Raw genomic sequence first — 17,945 nt, 5'->3', positions numbered from 1 at the left:
GCGACCACCCCCAGAACGCCAACCAACCCCCCAACAACCACCAAGGCGACAGCAAAGACCAGGGGAAGAAGAGCAAGGACAAAGAGAAGACGGAGAAGGGCATCCCGGTCCCCTGCGGCGCCGACGCCCTCATCGCCGCCATCACCCTCGCCAACGCCCGCGGCGGCGCCACCCTCAACCTCACCAAAAACTGCACCTACCTGCTCACCGCCGACCTCGACGGCGCCGGCCTGCCCGCCATCACCACCCCCATCACCCTCAACGGCAACAAACACACCACCATCGAACGCGCCGCCACCACCAACCAGTTCCGCATCCTCACCATCAACACCGGCGGCGACCTCACCCTCAACAAACTCAAACTCACCGGCGGACAGACCGACGGCGACGGCGGCGCAATCCTCGTCAACACCGGCGGCACCCTCACCACCAACCACAGCACCATCACCCGCAACATCACCGAACGCGACGGCGGCGGCATCGCCGGCGACGGCACCATCCACCTGAAGAAGTCCACCATCAGCCACAACACCGCCGGCAGCATCGGCGGCGGCATCAACAGCTCCGGCCCCCTCGAAATCAAAAAGTCCCACGTAAAGGCCAACACCGCAGTCGCAGGTGCTGGAATTCTCGGCCTCGGCTCCGTCCGGATCGAGCACAGCACCATTACCGCCAACCACACCCAGGGCGGAAACGTCGGTGGCCTCTTTGTCGCCACGACCGGCATCATCACGGACAGCCATATTTCACACAACACAGCCATGGAGGCTGGCGGCCTACTCAGCGGCATCGAAGCACAAATCACGCTCCGATCCGTTTCCCTCAACGGAAACACCGCCATCGCAGGCCGGGGTGGCGGGCTAGCGGTAAACCCGGCTTCTTCCGTCGTGACCGAGGGCGGCGTCATCACGAATAACACCGCCGCCACCGAAGGCGGTGGCATCTACAGCCTTGGTGATCTCGTTTCGCGAAACACCGCAATAACGAACAACCAGGCCGATCAAGGCGGCGGGATCTTCAATCTCGACACGGCCAGCCTCATCGACACAAAAGTCGTCAAAAACATCGCCATCACTGATGGCGGAGGCATCTTCAATAGTGGCGGCACAGTTGAGCTCAACACCGCAACCGGCACCACCGTAACCAAGAACCAACCCAACAACTGCGTCGACGTCCCCGGCTGCGCCGGTTAGCAACCCTCCCCACCTCCACAGCGAGACCAGGGTTCCGCCCTCCTCCGCCGGTCGGCGGACGAGGGCGGAACTCAGCTGGGCAGTCGCCCTGGGCTCCCCCGCCGGCAGACCGAAGCCGCGCTGGTCCCGCGTCTCATCCGGGCTACTCGTTGAGAAAGGTGGAAATGCGCTCCCGCAGGTCGGCCCGCTTGGCCCAGAGGACACCAGGTCGGTCGTACACGTGCAGGGTGGCCTGGGGCAACGCGGCGGCGAGCCGCTCGGCGACCTCGACCGGATGCAGCTCATCGCCGACACACCCGATCACCAGAGCCGGCGCCGTGACCTCGGCGAGCTCCGTGGCGTCGCGGACCGGCACCGATCCGGGCAGGCCGACCAATCCCGAGCCGAGGCCGTCTCGCAGCAGCTGATCGAGGCGCTGCCGTAGGTATGCCCAGCCGGCCGGCGTGTTCCGGACGGCCGGTGGAAGCTCCAACTGAACCACCTCCGCGAGCTGACCGACATCACCGCTGCCGAGCGCGTCGAGCAGTGCCGTCAGCCGGCGGCGGGCGGCATCGCCCCGCGGCCGGTCCAGCACCGCCGGCAGGTAGAAGACCAGCCGGTCGAACCGCGTCGGGTTGTCGGCGAGCAGCCGGCAGAGCGCACCCGCGCCCAGGCTCGCGCCGAATGCCCGGGTCGCGAGGCCCCGGTCCGCGACCGACCGCAGGTCGCGCGCGAGATCGTGGTACGTCCATGGCCCGGGCGGGGCGGCGGAGCGACCATGCCCACGGAACTGGAAGAAGAGTCTGCGGCCGGTAACACCGCTGCCGAAGGGACGGGTGGTGGCGATGCCGCTGCCCAGACCATGCGCGAAGACGGTGACCGGATCGCCGGCGCCGGTGACCAACTGCTCCAGGAGGACGCCGTGCGGCGTGGCGACCAGCTCCGTCTCCGGTTCCGGCAGTGCTGGCCGCCCGGTGCGGGGAGCACTCGGCCCGGGACCCCAGGTACGGGGGCCGCCATCCGGTGGGGGCGGCCACCGGAAGCCTCTCACCAGGAGTTCCCCCGGCCGCCCCGGAGGTCCCGCAGACCCGTCCGGACGTCGAGCAGATAGATCAACCCAGCAGCCACCCCGACCAGTCCAAAGATGCTGATCCGGGCAAGCAGCGTGATGACCAGACAGACGGCGAGGATCGCCGCCCAGGCACCCTTCGGAATGGTGCCGACCGCGGCGAACGCGTCGGACCGCTGGGTGATGACGTGGACCAGGGCGACTCCCTGCACGATGAGTGCGAAGACGAGCAGAATCAGCTCTATCACGTCGCGGACGGCAAAGGCGAAGATCGGCGCGGCGATGGCCATGCCGGCAAGCTTATGCCGAAGACCCCGGAGACGTCCGCCAGGCCACCTCCGGGGTCTTCGGCGTCACGGGCATTCGCCCGTCGCCGCTGGTCAGTCGCCGGCCGGCGGGGTCCGCTTCGTCGCGCGCGACGACTTCGTTGACGAGGTGGCCGGCTTGCCGGCAGCCTTGGTGGCACGCTTCTTGACGGCGGCCGGCTTGGCCTCGGCGGCCTCGGCGACCTGCGCCGGGGTGGGTGCGGGGGCCTGCTCGGTCGTCTCGATGTCGGTGTTCACCGTGTCGGCGGCCTCGAGCACTCCAGCGCCGACAACCCGCTCCCCGTGGCCGACGAGCGCGCCGTAGGTGGTGACCGCCCGCTCCTGCGCGGCCTGAGCACTGGCGACCACGACGGCTGCGTTACGGGTGGCGGTCTCCCGAAGCCGGTTTAGGTCCAGGTCGCTGGCGGCCCGCCGGCGCAGGTTCTCGGCGGTTGCGGTCGCCGTGCGCAAGGTCTCGGTGGCCTTCTGGCGCAGCTCGGCCCCGTCTACCGTGCTGAGGTCGGCAGCGACCCGGTTACGCAGCTCGGTCACGGCCGCGGGGAGCTTTCGCAGCTGCTGGTACGCCAGATCGCCGGCACCGGCGGCGGCGTAGAGGGGGGCGGGGATACGAGTGGTTTTAGGCTGACTAGTCATCGTTTCTCCTCTTCGACCGCATCGGCGGCTTCGGGGTCGCCCTATGGGCGGACTGCTGCACTGGCGTCGGGACGGAAATGGAGTCGGGTCGATGGCGGTGCGACTCACGCGCCGCCGGTCGGCGTACCCCCGGTCGTCGTTGGGCCGGTGACCGCGATGTTGGCCAGGTCGGCGGAGGCCCCAGACGGCTCGGCTGGGCTCGACTCCGGTTCGGTGGTGGGCGGGCCGGCGACCGATTCGGTGGTGGGCGGGCCGGTCGCAGCCTCGGTGGTGACCGGGCCGGTCGCGGCCTCGGTGGTGACCGGGCCGGTCGCGGCCTCGGTGGTGACCGGGCCGGTCGCGGCCTCGGTGGTGACCGGGCCGGTCGCGGCGTCGGCCGACGCCACGTCGGCGGCGGCGGTCGCCTCCGCGAGCCGCGCGTTCTCGCGACGGAACGTCTCGTAGATCTGGGTGAGCGACTGCTTCTGTGCCATGGTCAGGTCAGGGTCCACGGCGATCGCGGCGAGAACGCCCTGCCCCTCGCGGTCATCCAGCAGCCCGGCCCGCAGGTACATCGCCGGGGTGGAGACCCGCAGCGCGCTGGCGAGCTGCTGCAACACCTCCGCGCTGGGCTTGCGCAACCCGCGCTCGATCTGACTCAGGTACGGGTTACTGACTCCCGCCTGCTCGGACAGCTGCCGGAGGGAGATCTTCGCACTCCGGCGCAGGTCCCGAATGAACCCGCCGATGTTGGGAAGGTCTTTTCCACTGGCCATAACTCAACGCTAGCTCGCGGCGCTAACTACTGCAAGCAAAATGCTAGCCAGAGTTAGCGCCCGGACGCGTGGCCGCAGCGCCCGGACGCGTGGCCGGAAGCCACGGCACTGGCCCCCAACGGCAGCCAGCACCGCGACACCTAACTTCCGCTCCGGCAGATCACCAGAGCGACCGAACGGCGCCTACCGGCCGCCCCCCGCCGAAGAGCGGGACCTCAGCGAACTCCGCCAACGCCGGTGCGCTCACCCCGAGCCGGCGCAGCGCGGAGACCAGCACCGGCATCCGGGCCCGGCCGGCACCATCGTCGATCTTCAATGCCACCGCACCGACGCCCGGGACGGCCGCGGCGATGACCCCCTCCACCCCGATCTTCGCGAGCAGCCCCGGCACCGCCCGCATCATCCGGCTGTCGTCGGCCCGCGTACCGCCGACGATCTCCGGATGCGCCCGGATCGAGTCCGCCACCGCCCGCCCCGGCGAGCCCGGCTCCGCCTGCACCAGCCGCAGGTACGCCAGGGCGAGGCCAGACAACGACACGGCCAGCACCGGTGCGCCACAGCCGTCGATCCCGACCGCCGCCGCCGGCTCGTCGGTGAACTCCTCAATCGCCGCTCGCAACCGCTCCTGCAACGGATGCTCGCTGCGCCAGTACCCCTCCTCGGGCCAGCCCGCCGCCTGGCAGGTCAGCAGCATTCCGGTGTGCTTACCGGAGCAGTTCATCTGAATCCGGGTCGGGCCACCGCCGGCGCGCAGCACCGCCGCCCGCGCCGCTTCATCCGCCGGCAGGTCGGGCGGGCAGTGCAACGCGGACTCGTCGAGCCCAGCGCGCGCCAACAACCCACCAACCCGGGCCCGGTGGAAATCCTCCCCCTCGTGGCTGGCCGAGACCAGGGCGAGGTCAGCGGAGTCGCCCAGCCGCAGGCCCGCCCGAATCATTCCCACCGTCTGCAACGGCTTGTTCGACGATCGGGGGAAGATCGGCGACGTCACATCCCCCGCCCTCGCCACCGCCGCGCCAGTCGCGTCGAGCGCCACCACCGACCCGCGATGCACGCCCTCAACGAAACCCGACCGGACCACCTCAACGAGCGGCACGCCGCCCTCGTACGTCTTTCCCACGGGGTGGACGTTACCGCCCTTCGGGAACGTCCAGCCGACGGGTGATCAGGGAATTGGGCACGCATCGTCAGGGGCGACCCCCGACACACCACTTACCGGCGAAGGGCGGACACGCCGAGTAGTTCCCGGGCCTCGGCGGTGGTGAGCGGAGGGCGCTGAGCGAGCTGGGCGAAGCCGACCGCGCGGGCCACGAGCTGCATGTTGGACTCGACCGGCTGCCCCTTGGCGTAGGTCACCGTGTCCTCCATGCCCACCCGGAGGTGACCGCCGGCCGAGAGCGAGGCCAGCAGGACCGGGATCGTGCTCCGGCCCACGCCGGTCGCCGAGAAGGTGGTGCCGGTTGGCAGGTCCCGCAGCATCTGCTCGGCGGCTACCAGGGCCGCTGGAGTGCCGGGCATTCCGCCGGGCACGCCCAGGACGAGGTCGACGTGCACATGCCCGCCGGCCGGCAGTCCGTACTTGCCGAGCAGGCGTTGCAGGGCGGTGAGGTGCCCCAGGTCGAAAATCTCGTACTCCGGGACGATGCCGCGCTCCTGCATCCGGGTGTGCAGCTCGACGATGAACTCCCACCGGTTGAGAAACACGTCGGTGCCGAAATTGACCGTGCCCATCGTGCAGGAGGCCATGTCCGGAGCGGCGTCTAGTACGGCGAGCCGGTCGGTCTCCGGGTCGCTCACCGCGCCACCCGAGGAGAGCTGCACCACCAGGTCGGTGCTCTCGCGCAGCGCCGCGACGGTCTCGCGCAGCCGCCGCTGGTCAAGGGTCGGCTGCGCCGCGGCGTCCCGGATGTGGACGTGGACCACGGAGGCGCCCAGGGCCTCGCACTCCTTCGCGGTCAGCAGCAGCTCATCGAGGGTGACCGGCAGCGCCGGCACCTCAACCTTGGCCGACTCGGCCCCGGTCGGGGCAACCGTGATCAACGTTCCTGTCGTCATGCCCGGATCCTAGTCGCCCGATCGACGACCGTCCGGCCGGAAGTCTTCCGGCATGCCGACTGGCAAACCTGAATCCTTCCGCCGTAAACGGCGTCTGACCGGGGTCCTTCCCTAGCTATCGATCATCGCGGCGGTCTCCCCGACCAGCAGCCGGGCGTCGTCGGGCACGTTGCGCTTGACCACCGCCAGGGCGACCTGGCCCAGCTCGTGGTGGTGCACGGCGGTGCCGACGAAGCCGACCGTCCGCCCATCCCGCGTCACCGGAGTGCCGGCCGACGGTGGTTGGTCCGTGGTCACCCCGTCCAGGTGCAGGAGGACCAGCCGACGCGGCGGCCGACCCATGTTGTGCACCCGGGCCACCGTCTCCTGTCCCCGGTAGCAGCCCTTCTCCAGGTGTACGGCCGGCCCGACCAGGCCCACCTCCGCCGGAATGCTCCGGTGGTCGGTGTCCAGCCCGACCCGAGGCCGACGGGCGGCCACCCGCACCGCCTCATACGCCCAGAGCCCGGCGACCGGCACATCCGCGCCGCGCAGCTCGGCCACCACCCGGCCCATGGCCTCCCGAGCCACCAGCAGGTCGACGCCGAGCGGGCCACGGCGGGCCCAGCCCCCGATCGGTAGCGCACGGACGTCGTAGCGCACCGTCGACCGGGGCGGCACCGAGCCGGCCCGGAACTTCGGGCCGGGCACCTCGAGCAGGTCCGGCTCAGCCAGGCCGGAGACGCCGAGCGTCGCCACGGCGTCCACCGCCGCCGGGCCGACCAGCGAGAGCAGGGCGTGCTCCGGCGTCACGTCGCGCGGCTCCACCTTGCTGAAAAAGCGCATCCGCTCCAGATACCCGAGCAGCCCACCGGTGTCGCCCGGCTCGGTGTCCAGCCAGGTCGTACCGCCCTGCTCGGTCACCATCGCGTGCTGCTCGACGTGCCCATGCGGGGAGAGCACCAGCAGCTCGGTGCCCTGCCCGGCGGGCAGATCCGCCAGGTGCTGCGTGGTGAGCGTGTGCAGCCAGCCGAGGCGATCCTCACCCGGCACCGCGATCACCCCCCGGTGCGAACGGTCGACCAGGCCGACCGCCGTCTCCAGGGTGCGCTGCTCGCGCAGCGGATCCCCGTAGTGCGCCGCCACCGAGCGGACCCCCGCCGCGGCATGCGCCGGCTCCGGTTGATCCCGACTGTCCTCGTCGATGCTCTCGACGGAGACCGCCCCGGCAATATCGATCATTCTTGCTCCCCGTTCGCGCAACGACTACAGCGGCCGAAGAGGGAGACATGGCCGACGTCCACCCGGAACCCCCGCTGCTCGGCAAGCTGGTCGGCCAACGGGCGCAGCAGGGCGGGATCGATCTCGTCGATCGCGCCGCACTCCCGGCAGACCAGGTGTACGTGCTGGTCCTCGCCGGCCGCGTGGAAGGTCGGCGAGCCGTGCGAGAGGTGGGTATGCGTCACCAGGCCGAGCCGTTCCAGCAGCTCCAGCGTGCGGTAGATAGTAGTGATGTTGACCCCGGCGGCCACCTCCCGGACGGCCGTGTGGACCTGCTCCGGGGTGGCGTGCCCCAGATCCAACACCGCCTGGAGGACAAGCTGCCGCTGCGCCGTCAAGCGCAGCCCACGGGCCCGGAGGAGTTCCGCGAGGGAGGATTCGGACACCGTCTAAGCATAGTTCGCTCGGGCCGAACAGCACTCTCCCGTCCTACCGGCCCCGTTCGGCCGGCACCCGTGTCGGTGGTGCCGGGTCGGACCCCACTCGGCGCAGCCCGCCCGGGCCCTATGCTCGGCGGCCATGACGACGGCGAGGATCGCGGTGCTCGGGCGGGGCCGGGTGCCGGTCACCGAGCCGGTGCTGCGCGGCGACGACCTGGGCGTCCTGCACGGTGACGGCCTCTTCGAAACGATGCACCTGCGGGCGGGCCGGCCCTGGCTGCGGGAGGCGCACCTGGAACGGATGACCAGGGCGGCGCCGGTGATGGGTCTGACCCTGCCGCCGGCCGACGCCCTGATCGCGCTGCTCGAGGAGATCTGCGTCGACTGGCCCACCGAGGTCGAGGGGGCACTGCGGCTGGTCTGCACCCGCGGCGCGGGCGGCGGCATGGCCCCGACCGTGTACGCCACGCTGGCCCCGGTGCCACCGCCGGCTCGGGCGGCCCGCCGGGACGGGATCACCGTGGCGACATTGCCGCTGGGCGTGCCGGCCCGCGGGCGTGCCGGCCTGGACTGGCTGCCCACCGGCAGCAAGACCACGTCGTACGCGGTGCACAACGCCGCCCGCCGGTGGGCGTCCCGCAACGGCGTCGACGACGCGCTCTGGACCTCCACCGACGGGTACGTCCTGGAGGGGCCGACCGCCAACGTCCTCTGGCTCACCGACGGGGCGCTGCGCACGGTCCCCGCCGCAGCCGGCGTCCTGCCCGGCACCACCGCCGCCTGGCTGCTGGCAAATGCCGCACAGGTGGGGCTGGGCGCGCACGAGCAGCTGGCGACCCCGCCCGAGCTGCACGCCGCGGACGCGGTCTGGTTCAGCTCGTCGGTCCGGGGCCTGGTCGAGGTCCGCCTCCTGGACGGCATCGACCGGCCCCGGTCGGCCTACACCCGGCGGCTACAGGCGCTTCTCGGCTTCCCCGTCCCGCCCGACGACGACCAGCCGGACTGGCTCAGCCGCCCACCCGAATCAGCCGGGCGGACAGGTGCGGGGTGAGGCCGTGCCCGACCGCAGCCATCTCCTGCGCGTAGAGCAGGGCGCCCTCGACGATGCCAAAGAGGCGGTGACCGGCGGTCACCTCCTTCGCGGTGGGGGTGCGGACCACCGCGTCGGTGGCGAACTCGAGCTGGGTGCCGGTGCGCTTGCCGAGGTGCAGCTCCATCACGCCGGTGGGCGTGCTCATCAGCGCCTCCCACTCGTTGGTCGCCCGGTCGTCAGCATCGAGTACCGGCCGCCACCAACCCGTCTCCCGCCCGGCCGGGCGGACCGGGCGGCTCTGCTCGTCCAGCAGCCACGCCCGCGACTCGTAGCAGAGGAACGGTCGGCCGTCGTGGCTGATCCGAATCTCCTGCGCGTAGTCGAAATCCTCGATGGTGGGGTAGCCGCCCCGGCCCCGACCCCGCCACACCCCGATGTACGGCAGCAGGCCGTCCAGAGTGGGGTGCAGCTTCGGGCCGGTACGCAGGTCGTGGCTCTCCTCGTAGGGGTACGGGTCCACCGGAGGCGCGTTCAGCCACGGCGGCTGAAGCGGATTCTCGTCACTCACTAATGCCCTCTCGAAATGCGTACGGCGAGGTAGACCAAGCCGCCGGCGAGCCCGCCCAGCCCGGCGACCAGCAAACTTACGAACCCTATCTCGGTGACCATCGGCGACTATCCTATGCTGGCGCTCGTGGGCAAAACCCTCGTCGTCAAGGTCACTGCCGGTGTTGACGCCCCGGAACGGTGCGCTCAGGCGTTCACCATCGCCGCCACCGCAGCCGCCGCCGGAGTTGATGTCTCGCTCTGGCTGACCGGTGAGGCGACCTGGTTCGCGCTGCCCGGCCGGGCGCAGGAGTTCGAGCTGCCGCACGCGGCGCCGCTGGGCGAGCTACTGCACGTGATCCTGACGACGGGCCGGGTGACCGCCTGCACGCAGTGCGCGGCCCGGCGGGACATCGGGCCCGGCGACGTGCTGTCGGGCGTCCGGATCGCCGGTTCGGCGGTCTTCCTCGAGGAGGTCATGGCCGAGGAGGCCCGGGCACTCGTCTACTAGGACGGGCCGGTCACTCGGCTACCAGGACGGGCCGGTCGCTCGGCTACCAGGACGGGCTGGTCTGCGCCGGCGGGTCGGACCGGAGGGTTCACTCCGCGCAGCTGGTGGAGAGCATCAGGTGCAGCTGGTCGCCGGTGGCGTCGGCGATGACCAGGTCGGTGCCGCTCCGGTAGGCGTACACCTCGGGGGTGTCGACCACAACGGTGCCGGCGGCGGCCAACGGGGCCAGGGCGCTCAACGATGCCGGCTCGGGGCCGGCCGCCAACCGCTCGGTCCGGGCCTTCGCGCCGCCAGGGCACGATGTCCAAATCTGATCCACCTGCTCCGGCACCGGACGGCCCAGCGCCTGCAACGCGGCACGCAGCGCTGCCTCGGGCGGGCTCCCCAGCAGCAGATCGCCGGACGCGGCGCCGGCCGGACGACAGCCGGTCAGTACCTCAAACCGAACCCGGCCCGGACTCGTCGACTCCCCCTCGACCAGGACGAACTCACCAGCGTCGGCGCGCAGCAGCGGACCCTCGGCGGCGTCGCGAACCCCGGCCCGCCATCGCGCCGGCAGCGCGTCGGCGACCTGGCGGAGCAGCTCGCGCTCGCCTCCCTCGGCGACCAGGACGCCGATCCCGCGGGTCAGTTCGGCGCCCGTGCTGACCGGGGTGACCCGGCAGCCCCGCTCCACGCGGGGCGGGGTCATCGCCCACGCCGCGCCGTCGAGCTCGGCGACGAGCCGACCGACCGCCGCGTTGACCACCGGCGACGCCTGCTCAATCGTGCGTTGCTCCCGCACCGTGGGCTCGTCGGTGCGGGCCGACCACCAGGCCAGCCCGGCCAGCAGCACCGCCCAGGCCGCCGTGCCCACGAGCAGCCAACGCCGGACCCACGACCGGGACGGCGGGCGATCAGGCCCGGAGGGTGGGGCGTACCCCGGGTGGACAGCGCTCACCGCGCCATCGTGTCATGCCCCGGACCCGGGTCAGCCGCCGCCGGGGCGGCCGCGTTATCCGCCCGAGTCGTCGGAGCCCAGGACGAGCCGGTAGCCGACGCCGCGCACGGTCAGCACCCGTGGGCCACCGGAGAGCAGGCGCAGCTTGCGCCGGAGCCGCTTGATCGCCGAGTGCAGGATCGCGGTGTCGCCGAGGTAGGCGCCGCCCCAGACCGCGGCGAAGAGTCGCTCGTAGCTCCAGAGCCGGCCCGGCGGGGTCACCAACCGGGTCAACAACCGCCGTTCGGTACGGGTCAACGCCAGTGGATGCCCCCGCCAGGTGACCAGGTGCCCCGGCGGGTCAACCACCAGCTCGCCGTAGCGGACCGGGGTCTCCGGTGGACCGGTGCCCCGCTCTTCGGTGACGGGCGGTTCAGGAAAGAGCATCGCCCGCAGCTCCGCGAGATCAGCACAGCTCAACACCGGCCCCACCCCGTCGAGGCGACGCAGCACGCGCTCGCGCACGGCCATGTCGGGGCTCACACAGACCACGATTGGACCTTTCCGCTCAGACACGCCGCCTCCCCAGGCACCCGCGTTGACCCGACGGGCATCACCTCACCGAGATGATGTCGGGCTGAACACCGAGTCAGCGTACGACCAGAAGCGCGCCCAGTCACTGATCGAATACTGACCGAGACAATTTATTGATCAGCGTCGGTGTTTTCACGAGCATGGCTGGCGCGGGCACGGAACAGCCCGGGCCCGCGGACGTGGGGAGGACACGTGTTCGTACGACCATCCGCGCGGTCACGCCTGGGGCGTCTGGCCGTCGCGTTCGGGGCGCTGGTGCTGGGGTTAAGCGCCCAGCCAGCGCTCGCCGCGTCGCCGCCCGGCGCATCCGAGCGGGCAACCGTCGCGTCCGAGCTGCTGGAGACCAGCGACAGCACCAGTTTCCTGGTCTACCTACGGGAAACCGCACCGCTCGCCAGTACCGCGACCCTGCAGACGCCCGACGACCGGGCCCGTGCGGTCCACCAGCTCCTGACCAACACCGCCGAACGCACCCAAGCCGACCTGCTGCGGCTGCTCGACGCGCGGAAGGCGGAGCACACCTCCTACTGGATCGCCAACGCCGTCCAGGTCCACGGTGACCGGGCCCTGATCGACGAGATCGCGAACCGACCCGAGGTCGAGCGGATCGAACCGGTCCGCAGCCGCCAGCTGGTCGAACCGACGCCCGCCGAGGCCGAGGCCCGCACCGACGCCATCGAGTGGGGCGTCGCCGAGATCGGCGCCCCCCAGGTGTGGGACGAGTTCGGCAACCGCGGTGAAGGCATCGTGATCGCCAACATCGACACCGGCACGCAGTACGACCACCCCGCCCTCGTCAACTCCTACCGGGGCAACCTCGGCGGCGGCAGCTTCGACCACGCCTACAACTGGTTCGACCCGTCGGACATCTGTCCCGGCTCGGACCCCTGCGACAACAACGACCACGGCACCCACACGATGGGCACGATGGTCGGTGACGACGGGGGTGACAACCAGATCGGCGTCGCACCGGGTGCCCGGTGGATCGCGGCGAAGGGCTGCGAGTTCGGCACCTGCTCGGACTCCGCGCTGCTCGCCTCCGGCCAGTGGATCCTGGCCCCGACCGACGCCAACGGCGAGAACCCCCGCCCTGACCTGCGCCCCGACATCGTCAACAACTCGTGGGGCGGCGGCGGCAACAACCCCTGGTACCAGCAGACCGTCGACGCGTGGCGGGCCGCCGGGATCCTCCCGGTCTTCTCCAACGGCAACAGCGGCCCGAGCTGCGGTACCGCCGGCTCCCCCGGGGACTACGAGAGCTCGTACGCCGTCGGGGCGTACGGGTCGAACGGCGCCATCGCCGGCTTCTCCAGCCGTGGCTCCGGCACCGACCTGCTCAAGCCGAACATCGCCGCGCCGGGAGTGTCCGTGCGCTCCAGCGTCGCCGGCGGCGGGTATGCCGCGTTCAGCGGCACCTCCATGGCGGCCCCACACGTCGCCGGCACGGCGGCCCTGATCTGGTCGGTCGCGCCCAGCCTCCGCGGGGACCTGGCGGCCACCGAGGCGCTGCTGGACAGCACCGCCCGCGACGTTGACGACACCAGCTGCGGCGGGACCGCGGAGGACAACAACGTCTTCGGCGAAGGTCGGCTCGACGCGTACGCGTCGGTCAACGAGGCCCCCCGCGGCCCGGTCGGACGGGTCGCCGGGATGGTGACCTCAGCCGCTGACGGCGAGCCGATCGCCGGGGTAACCATCGACGACGGCACCCGCGACACCACCACCGGCACCGACGGCCGGTACGCGCTGACCGTGCCGGCTGGTGAGGTCACGGTGACGGCCAGCGTCTACGGCTACGAGTCGCAGTCGGACACCTTCACCGTGGACGAGGGCGGGGCGGTGACCCGAGACTTCGCACTCGTCGCCAGCCCGGTGGTCACGGTTGGCGGTCAGGTCACCGACGCCTCCGGGCACGGCTGGCCGCTCTACGCCCAGATCGACATCGCCGGTAAGCCGGGCGACCCGACCTTCACCGACCCGGTGACCGGAGAATGGTCAACCACCGTGGCCGGCGACAACACCATCTCGATCACCGCCACCCCGCAGTACCCGGGCTACCACACGGTGACTCGGGAGGTACCGGTCGGCGGCGACGCCACCACCGTCGACCTGGCCGTTCCGGTAGAGGAGTCCTGCACGGCCGCCGGCTACACCGGCAGCTACGGCGACCCCCTGCTGACGGAGGACTTCGCCGATACCACCACGCCGGAGGGCTGGTCGGTGGTCAACCGCACCGAGGACGGCGGTTGGACCTTCGAAGACCTCGGCGGGCGAGGCAACCTGACCGGCGGCAGCGGCGGCTTCGCGATCATCGACAGCGACGAGCTCGGCCTCGGCAACAGCCAGGACACCGACCTGGTGAGCCCGACGGTGGATCTCTCCGGTACCCCCGCGCCGGTGCTGCGGTTCAACAGTGACTGGCGGGCACTCGGCATCAGCGACAGCGCCGACATCGACGTCACCACCGACGGCGGCGAAACCTGGACCAACGTCTGGCACCAGACCGGCAGCCTGCGCGGGCCGCGGGTCGAAGAGGTGCCGTTGACGCCGGCGGCCGGCGCGTCGGAGGCCCAGGTGCGGTTCCGCTTCGCCGGCAGCTTCGCCTGGTGGTGGCAGGTTGACGATGTCGTCCTGTCCAACCTCAACTGCACTCCGGTGCCCGGCGGCCTGGTGGTCGGCACGACCAGCGACCAGAACACCGGCGCACCCCTCAACGGCGTCACGGTGACCAGCGTGGATCAGCCCGAGGAGAACGCTGTCTCGGCCGGCACGCCGGACGACCCGGCGGAGTCGGACGGCTTCTACTGGCTCTTCTCCAGCCTCACCGGAACGCACCCGTTCACCGCGGAGAGGACGCCGTACCCGCTGGCCACCCAGGACGTGACCATCGCCGCCGACGAGGTAACCCGGGCCGACATCGCGCTCGCCGCCGGGGAGCTCACGGTCACCCCGACCGAGGTGGAGTCACACCAGCCGTACGGCAGCACCCGGAGCACCCAGGTGACGGTGAAGAACACCGGCACCGCCCCGGCCAACGTCGAGGTGTTGGAGCGGGCCGGCGAATTCGAGCTGTTGAACCAGCCGGGAGCCCCGCTGCGCGAGGTCACGATGAAGGGCCTCAGCACGGCCCGCACCGGGACCACGTACGGTGGAGCACCGGCGGAGGTCGGCGAGTCGACGGACAACAGCTGGACCCGGGTCGCGGACCTCCCGGCGGAGGTCTTCGACAACTCCGCCACCGTCCTGGACGGCAAGGTGTACTCGATCGGCGGCGGTAGCACCACCGGCACGGAACGCGCGACCTGGGTCTACGACCCGGACACCGATTCCTGGTCGGAGCTGACGGCGCTACCCACCTCCCGGGCGAAGCCGGGCGTCGCGACGGTCGGCGGCAAGATCTACGTCACCGGCGGGTGGGGCAGCACCTCCGACCCGGACCCCACGGTGAATGTCTTCGACCCGGCCAGCGAAACCTGGAGCACTCTGGACGGGGTCACCAACCCCGCGCCAACCGCTGCCCCCGGAACCGCCGTCGTCGCTGGCAAGATCTACCTGGTGGGCGGCTGCACCGACGGCTCCTGTACCGCCTCGGACGAGACGGTGGCGTTCGACCCGCAGACCGAAACCTTCACCACCGTTGCCCCCTACCCGCGCCCGGTCTCCTGGATGAGCTGCGGTGGCCTCGGCGCCCAGGTTTACTGCGCCGGTGGCTCGGGGGCCGAGACCGAAGCCCACCGGTACGACCCGGCTTCGGACACCTGGACTCCGATCGCGGACATGCCGTTGGACCTGTGGGGTTCGTCGTACGCCGCGGCCGGTGGGATGCTCGTGCTGGCCGGCGGGGTCACCAACGGCTCCAGCACGGTGACGAACCAGACGATCGCCTACGACCCGGCGTCCGGCACCTGGCAGGACCTGCCGAACGCCGAGTTCAGCCGGTACCGGGGGGCCGCCGCGTGTGGGGCCTACCGGATCGGCGGCTCGCCCAGTTCGTTCGTCGGATCGGCGGAGACCGAACACCTCGGCGGGCTGGACCTGTGCGCCGCGGAGGCGGAACTGCCGTGGCTGAGCACCGCACCGTCCAGCTTCACGCTGGAGCCGGGCGAGTCCCGCAAGGTGAAGGTGACGCTCACGGCCACCGCTGAGGCCGGGGTCGAGCAGCCCGGTCGCTACAGCGGCGAGTTGGCGTTCACGGCCGACACGCCGAACTCGGTCCCGCCGGTGCAGGTGGAGATGAACGTGTCTCCGCCGAAGAGCTGGGGCAAGCTGCAGGGCACGGTCACCGGGGTTACCTGTGGCGGGGAGACGGCCGGCGTGCCGGCCACCGTCCGGGTGAACGCGTCCGGCAGCGGCGCCGGCTTCACCCTGACGGCGGACGCCTCCGGCAAGTACACGGTCTGGCTGCCCAAGGGCCGCTACGACGTGATCGTCGCCAAGGACGGTTGGGTTCCGGAGTTCGACCGCATCCGGGTTCAGGCAGGGTTCGTCGCAACCCTCGACTTCAGCCTGGAACCGTCGTCGGACTGCACGAAAGCAAGCGGCATCTGAGTAGGTCGGTGGCCGGCGACCCGAGCGGGTCACCGACCACCGACACCGACACCGATGGGCTAGCGCTGGCTGGCCAGCGACCGGCGCCCCACCCCTTCCCGGGGTGGGGCGCCCGTTCGCCACCTGCCAGCTTTCATCCGCCTTGGTCTTGAGCCAGTAGCGGCCGCCACTGCTCCAAACTTGGCGCCGCTCCGGAAGGAGAGCCGCGCACCCAACTGAAAATTGCGAATTCAGCAGTCGTTTTTCGCCTGTGATTAACCCACAGCCTCATCGCCTATTGCCCGCAGAACATCAGCGAGCCAAACGAGCCCCTAACCAGGAGCGTTCGAGCCACCCTCAAGCATGCCCGAAGGTCGACCCAAGACTCGGACACCTGTCCGATCGTGAGCAGAGCCGGCTCGTTGTACACGTCGTACCGCTCCGGCGACGGTATGACCAGAAATGCCCCGAAGGATCGGAAGGTCAGTTGCTCTGCCCGCCGCTACCTGAGCTATTAGCAGCTCAACACACCTGTCGGAGCTGGTCCACTGGCACTCGTACGCTTGGTTCTGACATCAGCACAGCCTGCGGCATCCTCGGACCCTCGATAAGGCGGTCTGTAACGGCGGCAGCGACCACGCCGACGCCTACGTGCCCGGTCCCACGGCAACGGGTGGGCGATCCCGGCCGCCGGCTTCTGGTAGCACGACGTAGACACCCGGTTGATCCGGTCGTTCCGCCGACCGGAACCAGATCTCCGCCGCCCGCTCGGGCGGCCAGATGGTGGCCCAATCCCACCGTGCCCCCGCAAGTGCGGTGCTGGTGAGAACGGCACCGTAGAGGTTGGCCTCGCAAAGGTTGACGCCGGTGAGATTGGCGCGGTCGAGGTTGGCCTCACGGAGATCGGCGCTGGTGAGGTTGACGCCGGTGAGATTGACTCCGCGAAGGTCAACGCCGGCGAGGTTGACACCGGCAAGGTCAACACCGGTGAGGTCGGCACCGATGAGAAACGCGCCGGTGAGATCGGCCCGCGTAAGGTCGGCCGCCGTAAGGTTGGCGGCGGCCAGCTCGACGCCAGCGAGGTCAACACCGGCAAGGTCAACACCGGCAAGGTCAACGCCACGGAGGTTCGCGGCGGTCAGGTCGACGCCAGCGAGGTTGGCCCCGGCGAGGTTGGCCCCGATGAGGAGCGCGCCGGTGAGGTTGACGTCGGTGAGGTCCGCGCCACGGAGGTCAACACCGGCGAGGTTCGCGCCGGTGAGGTCGACGTCGGTGAGGTCCGCACCACGGAGGTCAACACCGGCGAGGTTCGCACCGGTGAGGTCGACTCCGGCGAAGTTGGCGAGGTTGACTCCGACGAGATCGGGCTCGCGAAGATCGCTGCTGTTCAGCTCCGCGCCGGCCAAGTCGGTCCCGCGGAAGTCGGCGGCACGAGAGTCGCCCTGGCGGAGATTGACGTCGGGCAGGCTACCGATTTGTTGGCCGGTGAAGGCTGGGGTACGTCGGGTCAGTGCACCAATAAAGTGTCTTAAATGGCCGGTTCGGGCTGCTCGTGGTGGGTGGAAGGCCGGAGAGGAACGCCCGAGCGCTAGCACAAGTTGACGACGAAAGGAGTCAGTCGACATCGGAAGAATCCATATCTCCCGGGGCCAGCTTCTGGTCTTTTGCTAGCGGGGGTGGTAAGGAACGACTGCGGGGTAGCGTCGAGCGATGGTGCGGTGCGGCGGCTTCGGTCGGCGCCATGTCAACCTGGCGCAGGATTTTTTCGATCAATAGCGGTGCGGTGATGCCGAGGAGCCCGGCAGCGAAGGGACTCGCCAGTTGCCCGTCGGCTCCGATGAGGGCGGCGAGTCCCGCGCCAGCGGCGAGCCGGAGCACGACTGAGGCCAGGTAGGCGGGGAGTCCCGGCTCGTCTGGGCGTTTCCATGGCAGGGTTTTCGCGCGGCGCAGCGCAGCGCCGAGTTCGAGTGCTTCCACAATGAAGCTACCTAGTAGGCCCCAGAGGGCTGACTCCATAGTGGAAAGGGGCTCGAACGACATAGGCGAACAATAGCCGCCTCCTTCTTTCTTCCACCGGTTGGCCGGCGGCTGGCAACCGGCCAACCGGAAGCTACGGGAGAACACCGAAGTCGACGAAATCCTAGAACCCCGGCTGAGGATAAATC

The 17,945-nt window shown here is 70.4% G+C and carries 18 protein-coding genes; 4 read left to right on the top strand and 14 right to left on the bottom strand.

Annotated features, from left to right (window positions below):
- Positions 1-1,193 (top strand): autotransporter outer membrane beta-barrel domain-containing protein (locus tag T398_RS13270; protein ID WP_496447024.1); only part of this gene is annotated, 1,193 nt, incomplete at its 5' end.
- 142 nt (positions 1,194-1,335) lie between these two features.
- Here the strand turns inward: T398_RS13270 and T398_RS13265 are convergent.
- From T398_RS13265 to T398_RS13230, 8 genes are all read right to left on the bottom strand, one after another.
- The gene (locus T398_RS13265) at positions 1,336-2,223 is read right to left on the bottom strand and encodes an alpha/beta fold hydrolase (RefSeq protein WP_496447023.1); all 888 of its coding nucleotides are present in this window, start codon (positions 2,221-2,223) and stop codon (positions 1,336-1,338) included.
- Positions 2,220-2,531: a DUF2516 family protein gene (locus T398_RS13260; RefSeq protein ID WP_496447022.1), complete on the bottom strand. Its 312-nt coding sequence runs from the start codon at positions 2,529-2,531 to the stop codon at positions 2,220-2,222. Before T398_RS13260 ends, T398_RS13265 begins: the two co-directional genes overlap by 4 nt.
- A 90-nt stretch (positions 2,532-2,621) precedes the next feature.
- Positions 2,622-3,200, bottom strand: coding sequence for a hypothetical protein (locus T398_RS13255; RefSeq protein WP_496447021.1), 579 nt, complete (start codon positions 3,198-3,200; stop codon positions 2,622-2,624).
- A gap of 104 nt (positions 3,201-3,304) precedes the next feature.
- On the bottom strand, positions 3,305-3,955 hold the full coding sequence (locus tag T398_RS13250; protein WP_496447020.1) for a helix-turn-helix domain-containing protein: 651 nt from the start codon (positions 3,953-3,955) through the stop codon (positions 3,305-3,307).
- 160 nt (positions 3,956-4,115) lie between these two features.
- Positions 4,116-5,075: an asparaginase gene (locus T398_RS13245; protein ID WP_496447019.1), complete on the bottom strand. Its 960-nt coding sequence runs from the start codon at positions 5,073-5,075 to the stop codon at positions 4,116-4,118.
- 92 nt (positions 5,076-5,167) lie between these two features.
- The gene (locus T398_RS13240) at positions 5,168-6,010 is read right to left on the bottom strand and encodes a beta-keto acid cleavage family enzyme (protein ID WP_496447018.1); all 843 of its coding nucleotides are present in this window, start codon (positions 6,008-6,010) and stop codon (positions 5,168-5,170) included.
- Positions 6,011-6,121: 111 nt separating this feature from the next.
- Positions 6,122-7,231, bottom strand: a complete 1,110-nt coding sequence (gene ygfZ / locus T398_RS13235) for a CAF17-like 4Fe-4S cluster assembly/insertion protein YgfZ (protein ID WP_496447017.1) — start codon at positions 7,229-7,231, stop codon at positions 6,122-6,124.
- Positions 7,228-7,656 carry a Fur family transcriptional regulator gene (locus T398_RS13230; RefSeq protein WP_018218115.1) on the bottom strand — a complete coding sequence of 143 codons (429 nt, stop codon included), beginning with the start codon at positions 7,654-7,656 and terminating at the stop codon, positions 7,228-7,230. Before T398_RS13230 ends, ygfZ begins: the two co-directional genes overlap by 4 nt.
- A 133-nt stretch (positions 7,657-7,789) precedes the next feature.
- On the opposite strand from T398_RS13230, the gene T398_RS13225 reads away from it, so the two are divergent.
- Positions 7,790-8,701, top strand: a complete 912-nt coding sequence (locus tag T398_RS13225) for an aminotransferase class IV (protein ID WP_496447016.1) — start codon at positions 7,790-7,792, stop codon at positions 8,699-8,701.
- Here T398_RS13225 and T398_RS13220 read toward each other — a convergent pair.
- Positions 8,658-9,251 (bottom strand): nitrobindin family protein, encoded by a 594-nt coding sequence (locus tag T398_RS13220; protein ID WP_496447015.1) that lies wholly within the window; start codon positions 9,249-9,251, stop codon positions 8,658-8,660. The genes T398_RS13225 and T398_RS13220 overlap by 44 nt on opposite strands.
- Positions 9,251-9,352, bottom strand: a complete 102-nt coding sequence (mtfM, locus tag T398_RS13215; RefSeq protein WP_496447013.1) for a small membrane protein MtfM — start codon at positions 9,350-9,352, stop codon at positions 9,251-9,253. Before mtfM ends, T398_RS13220 begins: the two co-directional genes overlap by 1 nt.
- Positions 9,353-9,365: 13 nt before the next feature.
- On the opposite strand from mtfM, the gene T398_RS13210 reads away from it, so the two are divergent.
- A complete protein-coding gene (locus T398_RS13210; protein ID WP_496447011.1) occupies positions 9,366-9,740 on the top strand; it encodes a DsrE family protein in 375 nt (124 codons plus the stop codon).
- Between the two features lie 88 nt (positions 9,741-9,828).
- Here the strand turns inward: T398_RS13210 and T398_RS13205 are convergent, their stop codons facing one another.
- A complete protein-coding gene (locus T398_RS13205; RefSeq protein ID WP_496447009.1) occupies positions 9,829-10,680 on the bottom strand; it encodes a hypothetical protein in 852 nt (283 codons plus the stop codon).
- 54 nt (positions 10,681-10,734) lie between these two features.
- Positions 10,735-11,190 (bottom strand): winged helix-turn-helix domain-containing protein, encoded by a 456-nt coding sequence (locus tag T398_RS13200; protein WP_496447042.1) that lies wholly within the window; start codon positions 11,188-11,190, stop codon positions 10,735-10,737.
- A 255-nt stretch (positions 11,191-11,445) separates the two neighbouring features.
- Here T398_RS13200 and T398_RS13195 point away from each other — a divergent pair, with 255 nt between their 5' ends.
- Positions 11,446-15,801, top strand: coding sequence for a S8 family serine peptidase (locus T398_RS13195; protein WP_496447007.1), 4,356 nt, complete (start codon positions 11,446-11,448; stop codon positions 15,799-15,801).
- Positions 15,802-16,427: 626 nt separating this feature from the next.
- Here T398_RS13195 and T398_RS13190 read toward each other — a convergent pair.
- Positions 16,428-17,405, bottom strand: a complete 978-nt coding sequence (locus T398_RS13190) for a pentapeptide repeat-containing protein (RefSeq protein WP_496447006.1) — start codon at positions 17,403-17,405, stop codon at positions 16,428-16,430.
- Positions 17,395-17,820 (bottom strand): hypothetical protein, encoded by a 426-nt coding sequence (locus T398_RS13185; protein ID WP_496447004.1) that lies wholly within the window; start codon positions 17,818-17,820, stop codon positions 17,395-17,397. The genes T398_RS13190 and T398_RS13185 overlap by 11 nt, the downstream gene beginning before the upstream one ends.
- Between the last annotated feature and the right edge of the window lie 125 nt (positions 17,821-17,945).

It is taken from the genome of Salinispora goodfellowii (genome assembly GCF_059570675.1).
Note: the sequence above shows the minus strand (reverse complement) of the source record. Positions and strands in the feature narration are given on the sequence as shown.